This window comes from Pseudonocardia sp. C8 (genome assembly GCF_014267175.1).
Classification (GTDB): domain Bacteria; phylum Actinomycetota; class Actinomycetes; order Mycobacteriales; family Pseudonocardiaceae; genus Pseudonocardia.
Genome location: NZ_JACMTR010000002.1, coordinates 1107734 through 1123259 on the forward strand (window position 1 = coordinate 1107734; position 15526 = coordinate 1123259).

Below are 15526 nucleotides of genomic sequence, written 5' to 3' on the forward strand. Positions count from 1 at the left end.
GTCGACACCGCTGCGCCGGAGCCGGCCACCGGCCGCGTTCTAGGGTGGGCGCATGCGACGGCGCGCCGGTGGAGCGGGCGTACCGCTGGCCCGCCAGTTCCTCGTCTGGCAGCTGGTGGTCGTCCTCGTGCTGCTCGGCGCGGTCGCGGCGCTGGCCGCGGTGCAGTCCGCCGAGTCGTTCCGCAACGTCCAGGGCCGCCGGATGCTGTCGGTCGCCGAGGACGTCGCCTCGATCCCGACCGTCCGCGAGGCCCTGCAGAGCGGCGACCACGACCTGCTGCCGTCGTTCGCCCGCAGCGCGGAGAACCTGTCCGGCGCCGACGAGATCGAGATCGTGGACGCCGGGCTGGTCGTGCGGACCTCACCGGACCCGTCGCGGGTGCGGCAGCGCTTCGACCCGGGGGCGAGCACCGCGCCCGCCGGGCGGGCCTGGGTCGGCAACCCGGACGGCCGCACCGTCGTCGCGCAGGTCCCGGTGATCGGCGACCGGGGCGAGGTCGCCGGGCTGGTGTCGGCCGGCATCCGGGCGCCGTCGCTGGTGGAGTCCCTGACCGGTGCGCGGGCCGAGTCGGCGGCGTTGCTGGGGCTCGCGCTGGGCGTCGGCGTCGCCGGGTCGCTGCTGCTGGCCCGCCGGGTCCGCCAGCAGACCCTCGGCCTGGAACCGGACGAGATCGTCGAGCTGGTGCAGCGCCGCGAGGCAATGCTGCTGGGCATCAAGGAGGGTGTGGTCGGGCTGGACACGGCCGACCGGATCACCCTGCTCAACCCGGTGGCGCGCGAGCTGCTGGAGCTGCCCGGTGCCCGCGCCGGCGACCACGTCGACGACCTCGGCCTGGACGACCGGCTGCGCGAGGTGCTCACCGGCGCGGCCGCGGGGGAGGACCAGCTGGTGCTGCGTGACACCCGGGCGCTCGTGCTGAACCGGATGCCGGTGCGGCTCGACGGGCACGAGGTCGGCGCGGTCGTCACCCTGCGGGACCGCACCGAGCTGACCACGCTGCAGCACCGGCTCGACGCCTCGCACACCGTCACCGACACGCTGCGCGCGCAGGCCCACGAGTTCTCGAACCGGCTGCACACCATCGCCGGGCTGACCGAGCTCGGCGAGCACGACGAGGTCCGGCGGTTCGTCGCCGGGATCGTCGCGGCCACCGAGGACTGGCGGCGCACCGTGTCGGCGTGCGTCGGGGACCCGGCGACGGCCGCGCTGCTGGTCGCGAAGAACAGCCAGGCCGCCGAGCGCGGGGTGGAGCTGGCGCTCGACCCCGACACCCGGCTCGACCCGACCGACCCCGACCGCGACCCGGACCTGTCCGCCGACCTGGTGACGGTGCTGGGCAACCTGGTCGACAACGCGATCGACGCCACGGCCGGCGCGGACGGCCCGCGCCTGGTGGAGATCGGGCTGGCCGGGGGCGGCGACGACGAGGTGTGGATCGAGGTGCGGGACTCCGGCCCGGGCGTGGCCTCCGAGCTGGCCGAGGAGGTGTTCCGCGCCGGGTTCAGCACCAAGGCGGCCGAGATCGGCGGCCGCGGTCTCGGCCTGGCTCTGGCCCGTCAGGCGTGCCTGCGCCGGGGTGGGACGATCGCGGTACGCAACACCGGGGAGTCCGGTGCGGTGTTCGAGGCGACGTTGCCGCTGCTGCCGACGGGGGTTCGGGCGTGAAGGTGCTGGTGGTCGACGACGACTTCATGGTCGCCCGGGTGCATTCCGGGTACGTGGAGCGGATCGAGGGCTGCACCGTCGTCGGGGTCGCGCACGGCGGCGAAGAGGCGGTCGAGCTGGCCGCGCGGCTGCGTCCCGACCTGGTGCTGCTCGACGTCTACCTGCCCGACGTGTCCGGGCTCGAGGTCCTGTCGCGGCTGCGGACCGGCGCCCCCGACGACCCGTTCGTGCTGGTCGTCACGGCCGCGGACGACCCGGACACGGTCGCCGCCGCGCTGCACGGCGGCGCGCTGCACTACCTGGTGAAGCCGTTCGACTTCGCGGCGCTCGCCGCGCAGGTGCAGCGGGCGGCCCGGGTCCGGCGCGACCTCGACCGGGTCCGCGGCCAGTCCGACATCGACCGCCTGTTCGGCGGCGCCGCGGTCCCGTCCGCGGGCGGGCAGGAGCGGATGCCGAAGGGGCTCGCCACCCCCACCGCCGAGCTCGTCGCCCGGACCCTGCGCGAGCGCACGAGCGACGGCGACGACCTGTCCGCCGCCGAGTGCGCCGAGGCGACCGCGCTGTCGCGGGTCAGCGCACGGCGGTACCTGGAGCACTTCGTGACCACCGGCGTGGTGACCGTGCGGCTGCGCTACGGCACCGGGCGCCCGGAACGCCGCTACCGCTGGGTCGGCTGACCCTGCGGGGCCACCACGCCCGGTCCCCAGAGCGCGTCCTCGGCCTCGGCGGCGTGTTCCAGCAGCTCCGCGGCGAGCGGGTCCAGCACGGCCGCGGGCAGCGCGTGTCCCATGCCCTCGATCGAGACCAGCCGGACGGGAGGCTCGGCCCGCCCGCCCGCGATCCGCTCGGCGAGGTAGGCGGCGTGCGGCGGCGGGTGCACCGGATCCGCGGGCGCCTCCACCACCAGCGTCGGCACGGTGATCGCACCGAGCTCGTCGCCCCGGTCGAGTCCGTCCACGCCGGCCAGCGCGTGCGCGGTCGCCGGCTCCACCCGCCCGCAGTGGGCCATCACCCGCCGTTCCAGGGCCTCGAACTCGGCGGGGTCGAACGGGAGGGCGTCGCCGGCGAGCAGCCGCCAGTGCTCGACCCGCCAGGTCAGCTCGCCGTGCTCGTCGCGCGGGTCGTGCAGCTCCTGCCACATCCGCAGCAGCTCCAGCGGGGGCCCGGGCAGGCCCGCCCGGTGCGCGTCGAGCGCCGCGGTGCACAGCAGGGTCGCGCTCGCCAGCCGCTCGGGGGCGTCGAGGGCGAGCAGCTGCACCAGGAGCCCGCCCATCGACATCCCGACGACGTGCGCGCGGCCGATCCCGCAGGCGTCCAGCACGGTGAGCGCGTCACCGGCGAGGTCGGCGATGCCGTACGGATGGTCCTCGAAGGCCCGCGACGACCGCCCGGTGTCGCGGTGGTCGTAGCGGACCACCCGGTGCCGCTCGCGCAGCCGCTCGACCAGCCCGTCCGGCCAGGACGGCCCCGCGGCGTTCGCGCCCATCACGAGCAGGACCGGGCACGCCGGCGAGTCGCCGGCGGCGGGGAGATCCTCGACCCACAGGGCCACACCGGGCTCGACCTCGACCTCGCGTTCCACACCCGCAATCTTCCAGACGGGCCCGGACGTGCGTCGGCCCGGTCCACACCGAGGGGGACCGGGCCGACGCGGGCGAGCGAGGTATCAGCCGACCTCGTCGATCAGCGCCTGGCGCTGCCGCTCGCCGAGACCGGCGGCACGCCGCGAGGCGTCGATGCCGGCCTTCTCCATCACCTTCGAGACCCGCGCCGGGCCCCAGCCGGGGACGCTCTTGAGCAGGTCGACGACCTTGGTCTTGCCGACGATCTGGTCGGTCTTCGCGCGACCCAGTACCGCGGGGATCGTCTCCTCGCCGCTGGCGATCTTGTCGCGGAGCTCCTTGCGGGCGGTGCGCGCGGCGGCCGCCTTCTTGAGCGCCTCTGCGCGCTGTTCCGGGGTCAGGGTGGGCAGGGCCATCGCTGACGCCTCCTCTCGGTTCCACGCACCCCGTGCCGGGGCGGATGTGTATCGCGGATCGCCGTACAGAGTGGCAGAGACCCCCTCGCGACCTGCGGGAACCCCCTGCCCGGGGCGTGTCGGCCCCGGGACGGGCTGCTCGGCGCAGCCGGTCCACCGGTCGTCGCACCGTACCGCGCCACCCGTGTCTTCGCAGGTCAGAGCGAGTAGCGCCAGCGGATCGCGCATCGGCAGAGCGAGTAGCGCCGGCGGATCGCGCATCGGCAGAGCGAGTAGCGGGGAGCGGGGAGCGGGGTCAGGCCGAGGCGGCCGGCTTCCCCTCCGGCGGCGCGGGCGTGCCCGGAGCGGTGCGCGGGTCGAGCGAGGGGCGGTGCTCGACCTTCTCCTGCGGGACCTCGCCGTGCACGTCCTCGGACTTGTCGTACGAGGCGGTGACGCTGATGAGGCGGTGGCCGCGGTAGCGGGCGTAGCGCAGCGAGCGGACCCAGTTGAACAGCGTGCCGAGCCGGTTGCCCCAGCCGATCAGGAACATGACGTGGACGTAGCACCACATCAGGTAGCCGAGCCAGCCGGTGAACTTGACCCCGCGCACGTCGGCGACGGCCTCGCGGGCGCCGATTGTGGCCATCGAGCCCTTGTCGAAGTACCGGAACGGGGCCGGGGTGGTGTCGTCGCCCGCCGCCCGTGCCTTGATCAGCTTGCCGACGTAGGTGCCCTGCTGCATGGCGACCTGCGCGACGCCGGGCAGCCGGTCGATGGTCGAGACCATGTCGCCGACGGCGAAGACGTCCCGGTGGCCCGGCAGGCTGCAGTCCGGGTCGACGGCCAGCCGCCCGGCGCGGTCGACCTCGCCGCCGGAGGCCTTGGCGAGCAGCTCCGCGAGCGGGGAGGCCTGCACGCCGGCCGCCCACACCTTGGTACGGGAGAAGATCCGCTCCTCGCCCTGCGGGCCCTTCACGGTGATCGAGTCGGCGTCGATGTCGGTCGCCATCGTGTTCAGGCGGACCTCGATGCCCTTCTCCTCGAGGGTCTTGCGGGTGTAGTCCTGCAGCTTCTTCGCGAACGGCGGCAGCACGGCCGGCGCGGCGTCGAGCAGGATGATCCGCGCCTTGCGGGTGTCGATCGCGCGGTACTCGCGCGGCAGCACGTGCCGGGCCAGCTCGGACAGCTGCCCGGCCAGCTCCACACCGGTCGGGCCGGCGCCGACGACGACGAAGGTCATCCAGGCCTGCTGCTCGGCCGGGTCCGTCGCGACCTCGGCCAGCTCGTACGCGCCGAGGATGCGCGACCGGAGCAGGCGGGCGTCCTCGATCGACTTCATGCCGGGCGCGTGCTCGGCCCACTCGGGGTGCCCGAAGTAGGCGTGCGTGGCGCCGGCGGCGACGACCAGGGAGTCGTAGGGCAGGTCGAGGTGCTGGCCGTCCGGCGCGGCCGCGTGGACGATCTTGTTCTCCAGGTCGATGTCACCGACCTCGGCCAGCAGCGTGCGCACGTTGCGCTGCTTCTTCAGCACCCGGCGCAGCGCGGGCGCGATCAGGCCGGGGGACAGGATCCCGGTCGCGACCTGGTAGAGCAGCGGCTGGAAGAGGTGGTGGTTGGTGCGGTCGACGATGGTGACGTCGACGTCGGCGCCCTCGAGCGCCTTGGCGGCCTGCACACCGCCGAACCCGCCGCCGACGATGACGACCTTGTGCCGGCCCGTGCCTTGGTCGTGCCCTGCCGTGCTCACCTGAGTCCGCCCCTCGTCCGGTCGTGGCGCGGGATCACCGCGCGACTTGATCGGCCGGTGAGGTCCCCGCCGCCTGGAGTGCGCGGTGGACGACGGCCGTCCCGGCCGATCCCCGACCGTACGAAGCCCGGGCCTCCGGGGCAATTCGGATCGGCCCGGAAACGCCTTTCAGAGTCCGAATTCACACACCCTGTGCGCGGAACCACGGGCCGCACCCGCTCGGACGTGGGACGATGGACACATGTGCGGGATCGTCGCCGCCTTCGGCGGGACAGCGGTGGGAGCACCGAGGGAGATCGAGAAGTACGAGCGGATGCTCGCCAGGGTGGCGCACCGCGGACCGGACGACACGGGCGTACAGATCGTCGGGAACACCTGGCTCGGCCACCAGCGCCTGTCCATCATGGACGTCAGTGGCGGGCATCAGCCGATGTCGGACGCCGCCGAGACCACCTGGATCGTCGGCAACGGCGAGATCTACAACCACGAGCGGATCAGCAAGGCCTTCCCGGACGGCACGGTGCGGACCGGGTCCGACACCGAGGCCGCGCTGCACGCGGTGATGCGCGACGGGCCGGCCGCGGTCGCGTCGCTGAACGGCATGTTCGCCGTCGCCATGGGCCGTGACGACGGGTCGGGCCTGGTGGCGCGGGACCCGTTCGGGGTCAAGCCGCTGTACTGGGTGCCGCCGGCCGACATCGTCGACGGGGCCGGTGACGCCGTCCCCTACACCGCGCCGGATCCGGCGGCGACCGTGCTGTTCGCCAGCGAGCTGCGGGCGTTCGACCCCGAGGACCGGCCGTTCGTGGAGTCCTTCCCGCCCGGCTGCCTGTGGAGCCCGTCGTCGGGCCTGGTGCGGTTCGCCGACGCGGTGCCCGTCGAGGTCCGGCCGGCGCGCCGGGCGGTCCGGCCGAGCTGGGACGACGCCGACCTGTCCCAGATCAGGGAGGCCGTGGTCGCCGCGGTGCGCCGCCGGATGATGTCCGACGTCGGCGTCGGCGTGTTCCTCTCCGGCGGCCTCGACTCGGCGCTGGTCGCGGCGATCGCCGCGCAGGAGTCGCGGGCGCGCGGCGTGCAGCTGCCGACGTTCGCCGTGGGAACCGCGGAGTCGGGGGACCTGCTCGCGGCCCGGAAGGTCGCCGCGCACATCGGCTCGGACCACCACGAGGTCGTCGTGACCCCGGCCGAGATCGGGGAGGCGCTCGACCATGCCGTCGAGGTCATCGAGCACTACGACCCGGCGCTGGTGCGCAGCTCGGTCCCGAACCTCATCCTGGCCCGCGAGGCGGCCAAGGAGGTCAAGGTCGTGCTCACCGGGGAGGGCGCCGACGAGCTGTTCGCCGGGTACCCGTACCTGCACACCGACGACTACGCCGACCCGGACACCCTGCACGCGGAGCTGGTGCGCTCGCTCGAGCAGCTGCACCACCTGAACCTGCAGCGCTGCGACCGCACGACGATGTACTTCGGCCTGGAGGCCCGCGAGCCGTTCCTCGACTCGGGCCTGGTGCGGACCGCGCTGGCGCTGCCGCCCGAGTGGAAGCAGCGCACCGACGGCCGCCCGGAGAAGGCGATCCTGCGCGAGGCCTTCGAGGGCTGGCTGCCGGAGGACCTGCTGTGGCGCGGCAAGGAGCAGTTCGGCGACGGGTCCGGCGCGGGCACCGTGCTGGCCGAGCTCGCCGAGCGCAAGGCCGCTGCGGCGCGTCCGGAGGACCCGGACCGGCCGCCGCACTCGTGGCCGCTGCGCAGTACCGAGGAGATCCTCTACCACGGGATCTGGCAGTCCCACTTCGCCGGGATCCGCCCGGACCGGGTGCTGGGCGCGTTCGCGGAGGCCTGATCCCCGCGCGCCCTCGTGCGCGGCGCGGTCAGCCGTCCTCGCGGCGGACGCCGTCGACCGGGCCCATGCCCTGGGTGGTCGTGGCACCGGACTCCGAGGTCGCGCCGTCCTCACCGGCGGGCACGTCGGCGGCCCCGGTCGTCGCGCACGCGTCGGCGACCGACTGCGGGGCGGCCGACTCGGGCGCCGGTGCGGGCGTGGGGGACGCCTCGGTGGACTCCGCCGACCCGTCGGCGGACTCCGGGGACGCCGAGGGATCCGCGGACGGTGCCGGGGCCGGTGCGGGCGGCGGGGCCACGGGCGCCCCCGGTGGCGGAGGAGGCGGCGGATCGGCGATCGCGTTCCGTACGACCTCCTGCATGTAGTCCACGTCCGGGTCGGCGGTCACGAAGTGACCGGTCGAGGAGTTCGGGTCCGGCAGCGACGGGTCGAACGCGACGCTCTCCAGCCGGAAGCTCTCGTCGGCGAGCACCGCCAGCGCCGGCAGCACCTGCTGGGGCATGTCGGTGGCGACGTTGTCCCGGGTGACCGCGGCGATGCTCTGGAACCGGGTGATCAGCTCCGTCGCGCTCGTCTCGGTGATCACCGCCTGGATCAGGCAGCGCTGGCGGCCCATCCGCTGGTAGTCGGTGCCGTCCCGGCGGGAACGGGCGAACCACAGCGCGTCGTGGCCGTTGAGGGTCTGGACCCCGGGCGGGATGTAGTAGTCCGGCGTGGTGTGCCCGCCGCCGGCGGTGACCCCGCCGACCGGGATCGGCGTCGTGCCGACGTTCAGCGTCACCCCGCCGACCGCGTCGATCATCGACGAGAAGCCGGCCATGTTGACCTCGAGATAGTAGTCGATCGGCAGGCCGGTCATGTACGAGATGGTCGACTGCAGCAGGTTGATCCCGGAGAACGGGGTCGGGCCCGGCGGTGCGAGCTCGGGATGCTGCTCGCCGTAGGCGTAGACGCCGTTGAGCAGGTAGTCCCCGGCGGAGCCGGACGGGTCGCGGAACCCGTCCGGGAACTCCTCGGCGGCCGGTGATCCCGGCGGGAACTGGGCGCGCTGGATGTTGCGGGGGAGGCTGAACAGCGTCGTCCGGCCGGACCGGGTGTCGATGCTGGCGACCATCATCGTGTCGGTGCGGGTGCCGGTGCGGTCGTCGCCCGCGTCGCTGCCGAGCAGCAGGACGTTCAGGCGCGGCTTGCCGAGCGCCTCGGCCGCGGACGTGCCGCCGCCCTGGAACAGCGAGTTCAGCAGCCCGCGCTGGGAGTTCAGCAGCTCGACGCCGTACCCGAACGGCACGGCGACGGTGAGGCAGAGCAGGGCGGCCGTGCCGGTGCCGACGATCTTCTTGCCGAGCGGCAGCTGCCGCGGGCGGGCCAGGGCGTAGGTCCGCGCGATCTGCGCGATCCACCCGATGCCGCCCAGCACCAGCGCGCCGGCGATCACGGTCAGCGTGGTGGTCGACAGCAGGTTCTGCAGCAGCGTCGAGCGGCGTGCCAGCAGGACCAGCAGCGCCAGTCCCGCGACGACCGCGACCAGCGTCCCGAGGATCAGCCCGCCGGTGCGGCGGCGGCGCAGGGCGAGGTGCCCGGTGCCGGGGACGACGGTGGACGCGGCGGTGAGCCCGAGCGCCGCGCCGAGCGTCCTGCGGGCGGGGTCGGGTGGCCCGGAGCCCCGCTTCCCGGGGCGGCCCTTCGGGCGGGTGCCACGGTCGCCCGGCCGGGCCGCCGCGCCCGCGGCGGCCGCGGTGCGGGGTGGACGCGGCGGGGCCGGTCGGCGGGGCTGTGTCGGTTGTTCCGCGGTCGGTCCTTCCGCGGGTTCGTCACCGGGCCGGGCGCCGGCGGGTTCGGACCGTGCGGGCGCCGGGTCCGCGGCACCCGGCCGTACCGCGGACGCGGAGCCCGGCCGCGCGGTGGCGCCGGGGCGGGTGGCGGAGCCGGGGTCGGAGTCCGGCCGGGCCGCGGGCCCGGAACCCGGCTGGGCGGCCGGGCCGGTGCCGGGGCTCGGCTGGGCGGCCGGGCCGGAGCCGGGGCGGGCGGCGGGGCCGCTGTCGTGGCGTGCGGGGCCGTCCGGGCGTGCGGGCCCTCCGGCGCCGGGACCGGTGGGTCCTCCGGCGCCGGGACGGGCGGACCCTCCGGTGCGGGGAGGCGCAGGTGGCGCCGCCGCGGGGCCGGGCCCGCCGGCACCGCGGGCGGGCCCGGGACGCCCGGGGGCGCTCCCGGGCGGTCCGGGTGGTGCGGGGGGGCCGTCGGTGGAGCGCGCGTCGGCCGGCCGCTGCGGCACGACCGGCAGCTCGCCGCTCAGCCGCGCGGCACGGTCCCGCTCCTCGCGCGGGGCGCCCGGCGCGGCGGCACGGTGCCGCCTGCGCTCCGCGGCGGTGTCCGGGCGTCCGGCGGCCGCCATCGTCTCGCCGAGCCCGCGGCGGGCCGCGCCGAGCCCCCGGATGTCGGTGGGGCGGCTGTCGGTGTGCCCGCGGGACGGCGTGCGGGCGCCGGGCCAGCCGGCACGTCCGGTCCCGGTGGAGGCCTCGCGCTCGCGGCGGCGCGGCCAGGGGCCGCCGCCGTCGGGCGGGGGAGCGTTGCCGGGCCCGCGCTCGTCCCGACCGCGCGGGGGCCGGACGGGGCGCTGCTCGGGGCCGTTCCCGGCCGGGGGCCGGCCGGTGGGGCCGTTCGGTGCCGGGCCGCGCGGCGGTGCGCCGGCGTCGCGGCCGGGCGGATGGTGTGCCGGGCCGCGGCCGCCGGGCGCCTCCGGGCGTCCTCCGGCGGGTGGCGGAGCCACCGGGCCGGGTGCACCGGCCGGGGCGGACGGAGCGGGTGCGGCGGGACGGCCCGGGGAGCCGGCGGCCGGGCCCGGCGAGGCGGTCCCCGGTGGACCGGGCCGCGTGGGCCCGGCGGGTCCGTCCCCGACACGGTCGGGTTCGTGCAGGTGCGGCCGGTCGTCGCGGCGGGGCCGGTCGGCCGGGGGGCGTCCGGGCCGTCGCGGCTCGTCGCCGGAGGGGCGGGTGCCCTCACGCGGTCGGTCGTTCACCCGGGCACCCCCTCTTGCTGGTCGGCGCGGTCCCGTCGGATTTCCACCGTGCCGGTTCCGGATCCGAGCACGGACGCGTGCGCCCGGCAGCGGCGCGCGGGTCACCCGAGAATACTTGCCGTGATCACGATCAGGACGGCCGCCCACCCACCCCGGTGGAGGTACCGGGCAGGTCGGACATACCCGTCACTGGTAGGACACGAACACCGGTGACTCGGGTCCGACGTCGTAGGTCTGCCGGGGGGTGAACGTCGGCGAGTCCTCGTCGAGGAAGTTCTTCCAGCCCCAACACCGCAGGCCCGGCGGGCGCGGTGCGGCGTGCAGGGCGTTCCAGGTCTCGGCCTTCTCCGCCGGGGTGCCGAACCCGTCGGCGTGCAGGACGGTCGCGAGCTCCGGGCGGAGCACGACGTGCTGCCGGTCCCGGATCATCGGGACGCGGAACTGGTGCAGGAGGAACACCTTCTGCGGAAGGTTCCGCTCGCGCACCAGGCCGGCCAGCCAGGCGCTGGTCGCGTTGACCTCGGCCGCGTCCACGGAGCCGATCCGGGTGCCGTGGCGGTGCCCGGGTGCGAGCCGCCACTCCGGGTCGAGGGCCAGTCCGACGTGCGGCCGCGCCAGCAGCTCGGCGTAGCGCATCGCCTGCGTGCGGAAGTCGGTGCGGCCCGGCTGGAGGTCGAGGACGACGTAGACGCCGGCCCGCCCGGCCTCCTCGACCCAGGGCCGCAGCTCCTCGACGCTCATCTCCGCGGAATGGTCGCCGTCCGGCCCGGGTGCGCTGTCGGCCACCGTCGCGATGATCTCGAACGCCGGCACGACGGGCTCGCGCACGAGCGGCTGGAAGTCGGCGGCGAGCCGCCTGGCGCGGGCGATCGACCGCGGCAGGTCCTGCTCGCCGAGGACGCCCATCGACGGCGTGCCGGGGTGGCCGTACAGGGCGACCATCCGGCGCCCGGGGAACACCTCGGTGCCGCCACCGGGGAGCTGTGCCCTCGGGGCGGCAAGGGGCGGGACCGGGGCGGGGGCCGCCGGTGGCGCGGGTGGCGGGGCGGCGTCGGCGGGCGGATCACCGGTGCAGCCGGCGAGCAACCCGCACAGCACGAGCAGCAGCGGGCCGAGCCGAGCGAGGCGGCGACGGGAGGCGGACGACACACCGTGGAGGGACACCACCCCCCAGGGTATGTGCGGATGGTGACCGCGGCGCGGCGGACGGTGAGGAGGTCGTCAGGCCGGGCCGTCCTCGGGGCCGCGCGGCGGGCGGTGCGGGCGTCCGCGCAGGATCCGCTTCAGGCCCGCGGTGTGCCGGCGGCTGACCGGTAGCTCGACGGCCTGCGGGCCGTTCCCGAGCCGCACGACGTAGCCGGAACCGGCCATCCGCAGCTCGGTGATCAGCGGGAGCGCCACCAGGTAGGCGCGGTGGATCCGCACGAACCCGGCCTCGCCCCACCGGTCCTCGAGCACCGAGACCGGGATCCGGACGAGGTGGCTGCCCTCGTTGGTGTGCAGCCGGGCGTAGTCGCCCTGCGCCTCGACGAACCGGATCGACGAGCGCGGGATCAGCTTCGTCGTGCCGGCCAGCTCGACCGGGACGACCTCGTCGTCGGTGGTGGCCGCGGGCGGGGCGGGCCGGCGGGCGGCCGGGGCCTGCCCGGGCGGGGCGACGCCGTTCGGCGCGGCCGGCTCGGCCTGGCGTGCGGCCCGCAGCGCGACGGTGCGGTCCAGCGATCCGGCGAGGCGCTCGGTGCGCAGCGGCTTGAGCAGGTAGTCGACGGCGCCGACCTCGTAGGCGTCGACGGCGCGGTCGTCGTGCGCGGTGACGAAGACGACCGGCGGCGGCTCGGCCATCGCGTTGAGCACCCGGGCGAGCTCCAGTCCGTCCAGGCCGGGCATCCGGATGTCGAGGAAGACGACGTCGACGCCCGCGGTCGACGCGTCGGCCTGGGAGCCGTGCAGGATGCGCAATGCCTCGGTGGCGTCCGCTGCGGTGAGGACCGTGCCGACCCGCGGGTCCTCGCCGAGCAGGTGGGCGAGCTCGAGGAGGGCGGGCTCCTCGTCGTCCACCGCGAGGACGGTCAGCGGGTTCCCGGCGGGGGAGGGCTGCGGTGGTTCCGGGGTGCGGGCCTGCCCGGGCAGGCCGATCGGCCGGTGGCTGCTCGCACCGAAACCGGGCGGCGCACCGTAGCCGGACGAGCCGGCGGCGACCGGCGTCGCACCGGAAGCGTGCCCACCCCGCGCGTGGCTGTACACGGCTCCTCCTTGCCCCGGGCCCACCGCCCGCTGACCGGTGACTGCGAGCACACCGTATCGAGGCTGCGGAGCGTCACCGACGGCCGGTCCTGCCCGCGCGCTCCCACGATCCGGGGTGCGTCGTCGGAGTGGTCGTGATGGCGGAGCGTGGAACGCTCCCGCGGCCGAACGGGCGCACGGGCCTCGATCGGGCCGCCGCCGGGCGCGTCGTGGCTGGTCGAGCGGACGGCCCGGCCCCGCCCGTTCGGACGGGATGCACCCGGGCCGCATTGTGGCACTCGGTGCCGAAACGCTAGCGTGGGCGCCCACCACGCACGCGTGGCCACACGGACGACCGACTGCGAAGGGGCAGGCATGGCGAGCACCAAGGACTGGTTCGAGACCGTCGCGGAGGCCCAGCGCCGCGCACGCAGGCGCCTCCCGCGGTCGGTCTACTACGCGCTGGTCGCCGGCGCCGAGCAGGGCCTCACGCTCGCCGACAACGTGGCCGCGTTCGACGAGCTCGGGTTCCGCCCGCACATCGCGAGCCTGCCGCCGCAGCGCGCGCAGTCCACGACCGTGCTGGGCCAGGACATCGACCTGCCCGTGATCATCTCGCCGACCGGCGTGCAGGCGGTCGACCCGGAGGGCGAGGTCGCCGTCGCGCGGGCCGCCGCGAGCTCCAACATCCAGAACCCGCTCGACCCCGAGCAGACGGTGTCGACGGCCATGGGCCTGTCGTCGTTCGCGTCCCGCTCGGTCGAGGACGTCTGCGCCGTCCACGGCAAGGTCTTCTTCCAGGTCTACTGGGCCGGGTCCAAGGAGGACATCCTGGCCCGGGCCGAGCGTGCCCGGGCCGCCGGCGCCAAGGCGCTGATCGTCACCCTGGACTGGACCTTCGCCACCCGCCGGGACTGGGGCAGCCCGCCCATCCCGGAGAAGATGGACCTCAAGGCGATGGCCCGGTTCGCCCCCGAGGTGGTCACCCGGCCGCGCTACCTGCTCGACTGGGCGCGCAGCGGGAAGCTCCCCGACCTCAAGGCCCCCAACATGGCCCCGCCGGCGGGCGGTGACGCGCCGACGTTCTTCGGCGCGTACGGCGTCTGGTGGACCACCCCGCTCCCGACCTGGGAGGACATCGCCTGGCTGCGTGAGCAGTGGGGCGGCCCGTTCATGATCAAGGGGATCATGCACCCGGACGACGCCCGCCGCGCCGTCGACGCCGGCGCCACCGCGATCTCGGTGTCCAACCACGGCGGCAACAACCTCGACGGCACCCCGGCCGCCATCCGGGCGCTGCCCGCCGTCGTCGACGCCGTCGGCGACCAGATCGAGGTCCTGATGGACGGCGGGGTGCGCCGCGGCTCCGACGTCGTCAAGGCCCTCGCGCTCGGGGCCCGGGCCTGCCTGATCGGTCGCGCGTACCTGTGGGGGATGGCCGCACAGGGCGAGCGCGGGGTCAGCAACGTGCTGTCGATCCTCTACAAGGGCATCGACGAGGCCCTGCTGGGGCTCGGCAAGTCCTCGATCCACGAGCTGAGCCGGGACGACCTGATCATCCCGGAGGGCTTCACCCGCACCGGGAAGCTCTAGCCACCTGCCATCGCCCCGACGACGAGGAACGGCTCCTCGCCGCGGGCGACGGCGGCCGGCAGCGCGACACCGGCCGGCTCGTGGGACAGGTCCTCCTCGCAGGCGAAGTAACGCACGAACGCGCGCCGCCGCCCGGTGCCGCGGTCGCGGATCGCGCCGCACAGCACCGGGTGCCGGCGTTCGACGGCGTCCAGCACGGCGCCGAGCGTCACCGGAGGCCCGGGGACCGCGAGTGCGAGTTCGCCGTCCACCCGGGCCAGCCGGCGCAGGTGCGCCGGGAGCACCACCCGGACCGTGCAGGTCCCGGTCGCAGGGTCGGCCGCGGTCACAGCGTCTGCACCTCCACCGACAGCACGGCCGGCAGGTCGCGCACGATCGGCGCCCAGCTGTCCCCGGCGTCGGCGGAGGCGTAGACCTGCCCGCCGGTGGTCCCGACGTACACCCCGCACGTGTCGAGCCGGTCGACTGCCATCGCGTCGCGCAGCACGTCGACGTAGCAGTTCTCCTGGGGAAGGCCGGTGCCCAGCGGCTCCCAGTCCCCGCCACCGGTGCGGCTGCGGTAGACGCGCAGCCGGCCCTCCGGCGGGTAGTGCTCCGAGTCGCTGGTGATCGGGACGACGTACACGGTGTCCGGGTCGTGGGCGTGCACGTCGACCACGAACCCGAAGTCGGTCGGCAGGCCCTCGCCGATGTCGTACCAGGTGCTGCCGCCGTCGTCGGAGCGCATGACGTCCCAATGCTTCTGCATGTACACGGTGTCCGGCCGGGCCGGGTGCCGGGCCAGCTTGTGCACGCAGTGACCCACCTCGGCGTCCGGGTCCGGGATGCCCTCGCTGACGAGGCCGCGGTTCGACGCCTGCCAGGTGGCGCCGCCGTCGGCGGTGCGGAACACGCCCGCCGCGGAGATCGCGACGAGCATCGCGTCGGTGTCCCGCGGATCCGGGCAGATCGTGTGCAGGCACATCCCGCCGGCGCCCGGCTGCCAGTGCGGCCCCGAGCCGTGCTCGCGCAGCCCGCGGACCTCCGACCAGCTCCCGCCGCCGTCGGTGGAGCGGAACAGCGCCGCGTCCTCGACGCCGGCGAGGAGCGTGTCCGGGTCGGTCGCCGAGGGCTCCAGGTGCCAGACCCGGGTGAACTCCCACGGGTGCGGCGTGCCGTCGTACCACTGGTGGGTGCCGGGGACGCCGGCGTAGGCGAAGTCGTTGCCGACCGCCTCCCAGGTCCGGCCCCCGTCCTCGGAGCGCTGGACCTGCTGGCCGAACCAGCCCATCGACAGGGCCGCCCAGATCCGGTCGGGATCGGCGGGGGACCCGGTGACGTGGTAGGCCTCCCAGCCGCCGAACAGCGGGCCGCTCACCTCCCAGTCACGGCGCGCACCGTCCGCCGTCAGCACGAACACGCCCTTGCGCGTCCCGACGAGTACCCGTACCCCGCTCATGCGGTCCTCCCTCGCTTCCGGTGACACGGGGTGGACCGGCGCG

General features: G+C 75.5%; 12 protein-coding genes. 4 read left to right on the forward strand and 8 right to left on the reverse strand.

Annotation, left to right across the window (positions count from 1 at the left end; translation table 11 throughout):
• Positions 1–52: 52 nt before the first annotated feature.
• Both H7X46_RS05905 and H7X46_RS05910 read left to right on the forward strand, forming a co-directional pair.
• Positions 53–1666, forward strand: a complete 1614-nt coding sequence (locus tag H7X46_RS05905) for a sensor histidine kinase (protein WP_186358443.1) — start codon at positions 53–55, stop codon at positions 1664–1666.
• Positions 1663–2343, forward strand: a complete 681-nt coding sequence (locus tag H7X46_RS05910; RefSeq protein ID WP_186358444.1) for a response regulator — start codon at positions 1663–1665, stop codon at positions 2341–2343. Before H7X46_RS05905 ends, H7X46_RS05910 begins: the two co-directional genes overlap by 4 nt.
• Here H7X46_RS05910 and H7X46_RS05915 read toward each other — a convergent pair.
• From H7X46_RS05915 to H7X46_RS05925, 3 genes are all read right to left on the reverse strand, one after another.
• Positions 2325–3248, reverse strand: a complete 924-nt coding sequence (locus tag H7X46_RS05915; protein ID WP_186358445.1) for an alpha/beta fold hydrolase — start codon at positions 3246–3248, stop codon at positions 2325–2327. The two genes, H7X46_RS05910 and H7X46_RS05915, sit on opposite strands and share 19 nt — an antisense overlap.
• Positions 3249–3332: 84 nt before the next feature.
• Entirely contained in the window at positions 3333–3644 is a 312-nt protein-coding gene (mihF, locus tag H7X46_RS05920) for an integration host factor, actinobacterial type (RefSeq protein WP_186358446.1), read from the reverse strand.
• A gap of 295 nt (positions 3645–3939) precedes the next feature.
• Positions 3940–5373, reverse strand: a complete 1434-nt coding sequence (locus H7X46_RS05925; protein WP_186358447.1) for an NAD(P)/FAD-dependent oxidoreductase — start codon at positions 5371–5373, stop codon at positions 3940–3942.
• Between the two features lie 241 nt (positions 5374–5614).
• On the opposite strand from H7X46_RS05925, the gene H7X46_RS05930 reads away from it, so the two are divergent.
• Positions 5615–7213 (forward strand): asparagine synthase-related protein, encoded by a 1599-nt coding sequence (locus H7X46_RS05930; RefSeq protein ID WP_186358448.1) that lies wholly within the window; start codon positions 5615–5617, stop codon positions 7211–7213.
• 28 nt (positions 7214–7241) lie between these two features.
• Here the strand turns inward: H7X46_RS05930 and H7X46_RS30520 are convergent, their stop codons facing one another.
• From H7X46_RS30520 to H7X46_RS05945, 3 genes are all read right to left on the reverse strand, one after another.
• The gene (locus H7X46_RS30520) at positions 7242–9980 is read right to left on the reverse strand and encodes an LCP family protein (protein ID WP_186358449.1); all 2739 of its coding nucleotides are present in this window, start codon (positions 9978–9980) and stop codon (positions 7242–7244) included.
• A 435-nt stretch (positions 9981–10415) separates the two neighbouring features.
• A complete protein-coding gene (locus H7X46_RS05940) occupies positions 10416–11393 on the reverse strand; it encodes a hypothetical protein (RefSeq protein ID WP_255426083.1) in 978 nt (325 codons plus the stop codon).
• Between the two features lie 57 nt (positions 11394–11450).
• On the reverse strand, positions 11451–12302 hold the full coding sequence (locus H7X46_RS05945; RefSeq protein WP_222131675.1) for a LytTR family DNA-binding domain-containing protein: 852 nt from the start codon (positions 12300–12302) through the stop codon (positions 11451–11453).
• Positions 12303–12827: 525 nt separating this feature from the next.
• Between H7X46_RS05945 and mftD the strand changes: the two genes are divergently transcribed.
• Entirely contained in the window at positions 12828–14045 is a 1218-nt protein-coding gene (mftD, locus tag H7X46_RS05950) for a pre-mycofactocin synthase MftD (protein ID WP_186358450.1), read from the forward strand.
• Here the strand turns inward: mftD and H7X46_RS05955 are convergent.
• The gene (locus H7X46_RS05955; RefSeq protein WP_186358451.1) at positions 14042–14374 is read right to left on the reverse strand and encodes a MoaD/ThiS family protein; all 333 of its coding nucleotides are present in this window, start codon (positions 14372–14374) and stop codon (positions 14042–14044) included. The genes mftD and H7X46_RS05955 overlap by 4 nt on opposite strands.
• Entirely contained in the window at positions 14371–15483 is a 1113-nt protein-coding gene (locus H7X46_RS05960) for a sialidase family protein (protein ID WP_186358452.1), read from the reverse strand. Before H7X46_RS05960 ends, H7X46_RS05955 begins: the two co-directional genes overlap by 4 nt.
• Positions 15484–15526: the final 43 nt, after the last annotated feature.

Excerpts from the sequence above, each read along its gene's own strand:
- H7X46_RS05960 (WP_186358452.1), bottom strand. The coding sequence starts at position 15,483 with ATGAGCGGGGTACGGGTACTCGTCGGGACGCGCAAGGGCGTGTTCGTG.
- mftD (WP_186358450.1), top strand. The coding sequence starts at position 12,828 with ATGGCGAGCACCAAGGACTGGTTCGAGACCGTCGCGGAGGCCCAGCGC.
- mihF (WP_186358446.1), bottom strand. The coding sequence starts at position 3,644 with ATGGCCCTGCCCACCCTGACCCCGGAACAGCGCGCAGAGGCGCTCAAG.
- H7X46_RS05905 (WP_186358443.1), top strand. The coding sequence starts at position 53 with ATGCGACGGCGCGCCGGTGGAGCGGGCGTACCGCTGGCCCGCCAGTTC.
- H7X46_RS05930 (WP_186358448.1), top strand. The coding sequence starts at position 5,615 with ATGTGCGGGATCGTCGCCGCCTTCGGCGGGACAGCGGTGGGAGCACCG.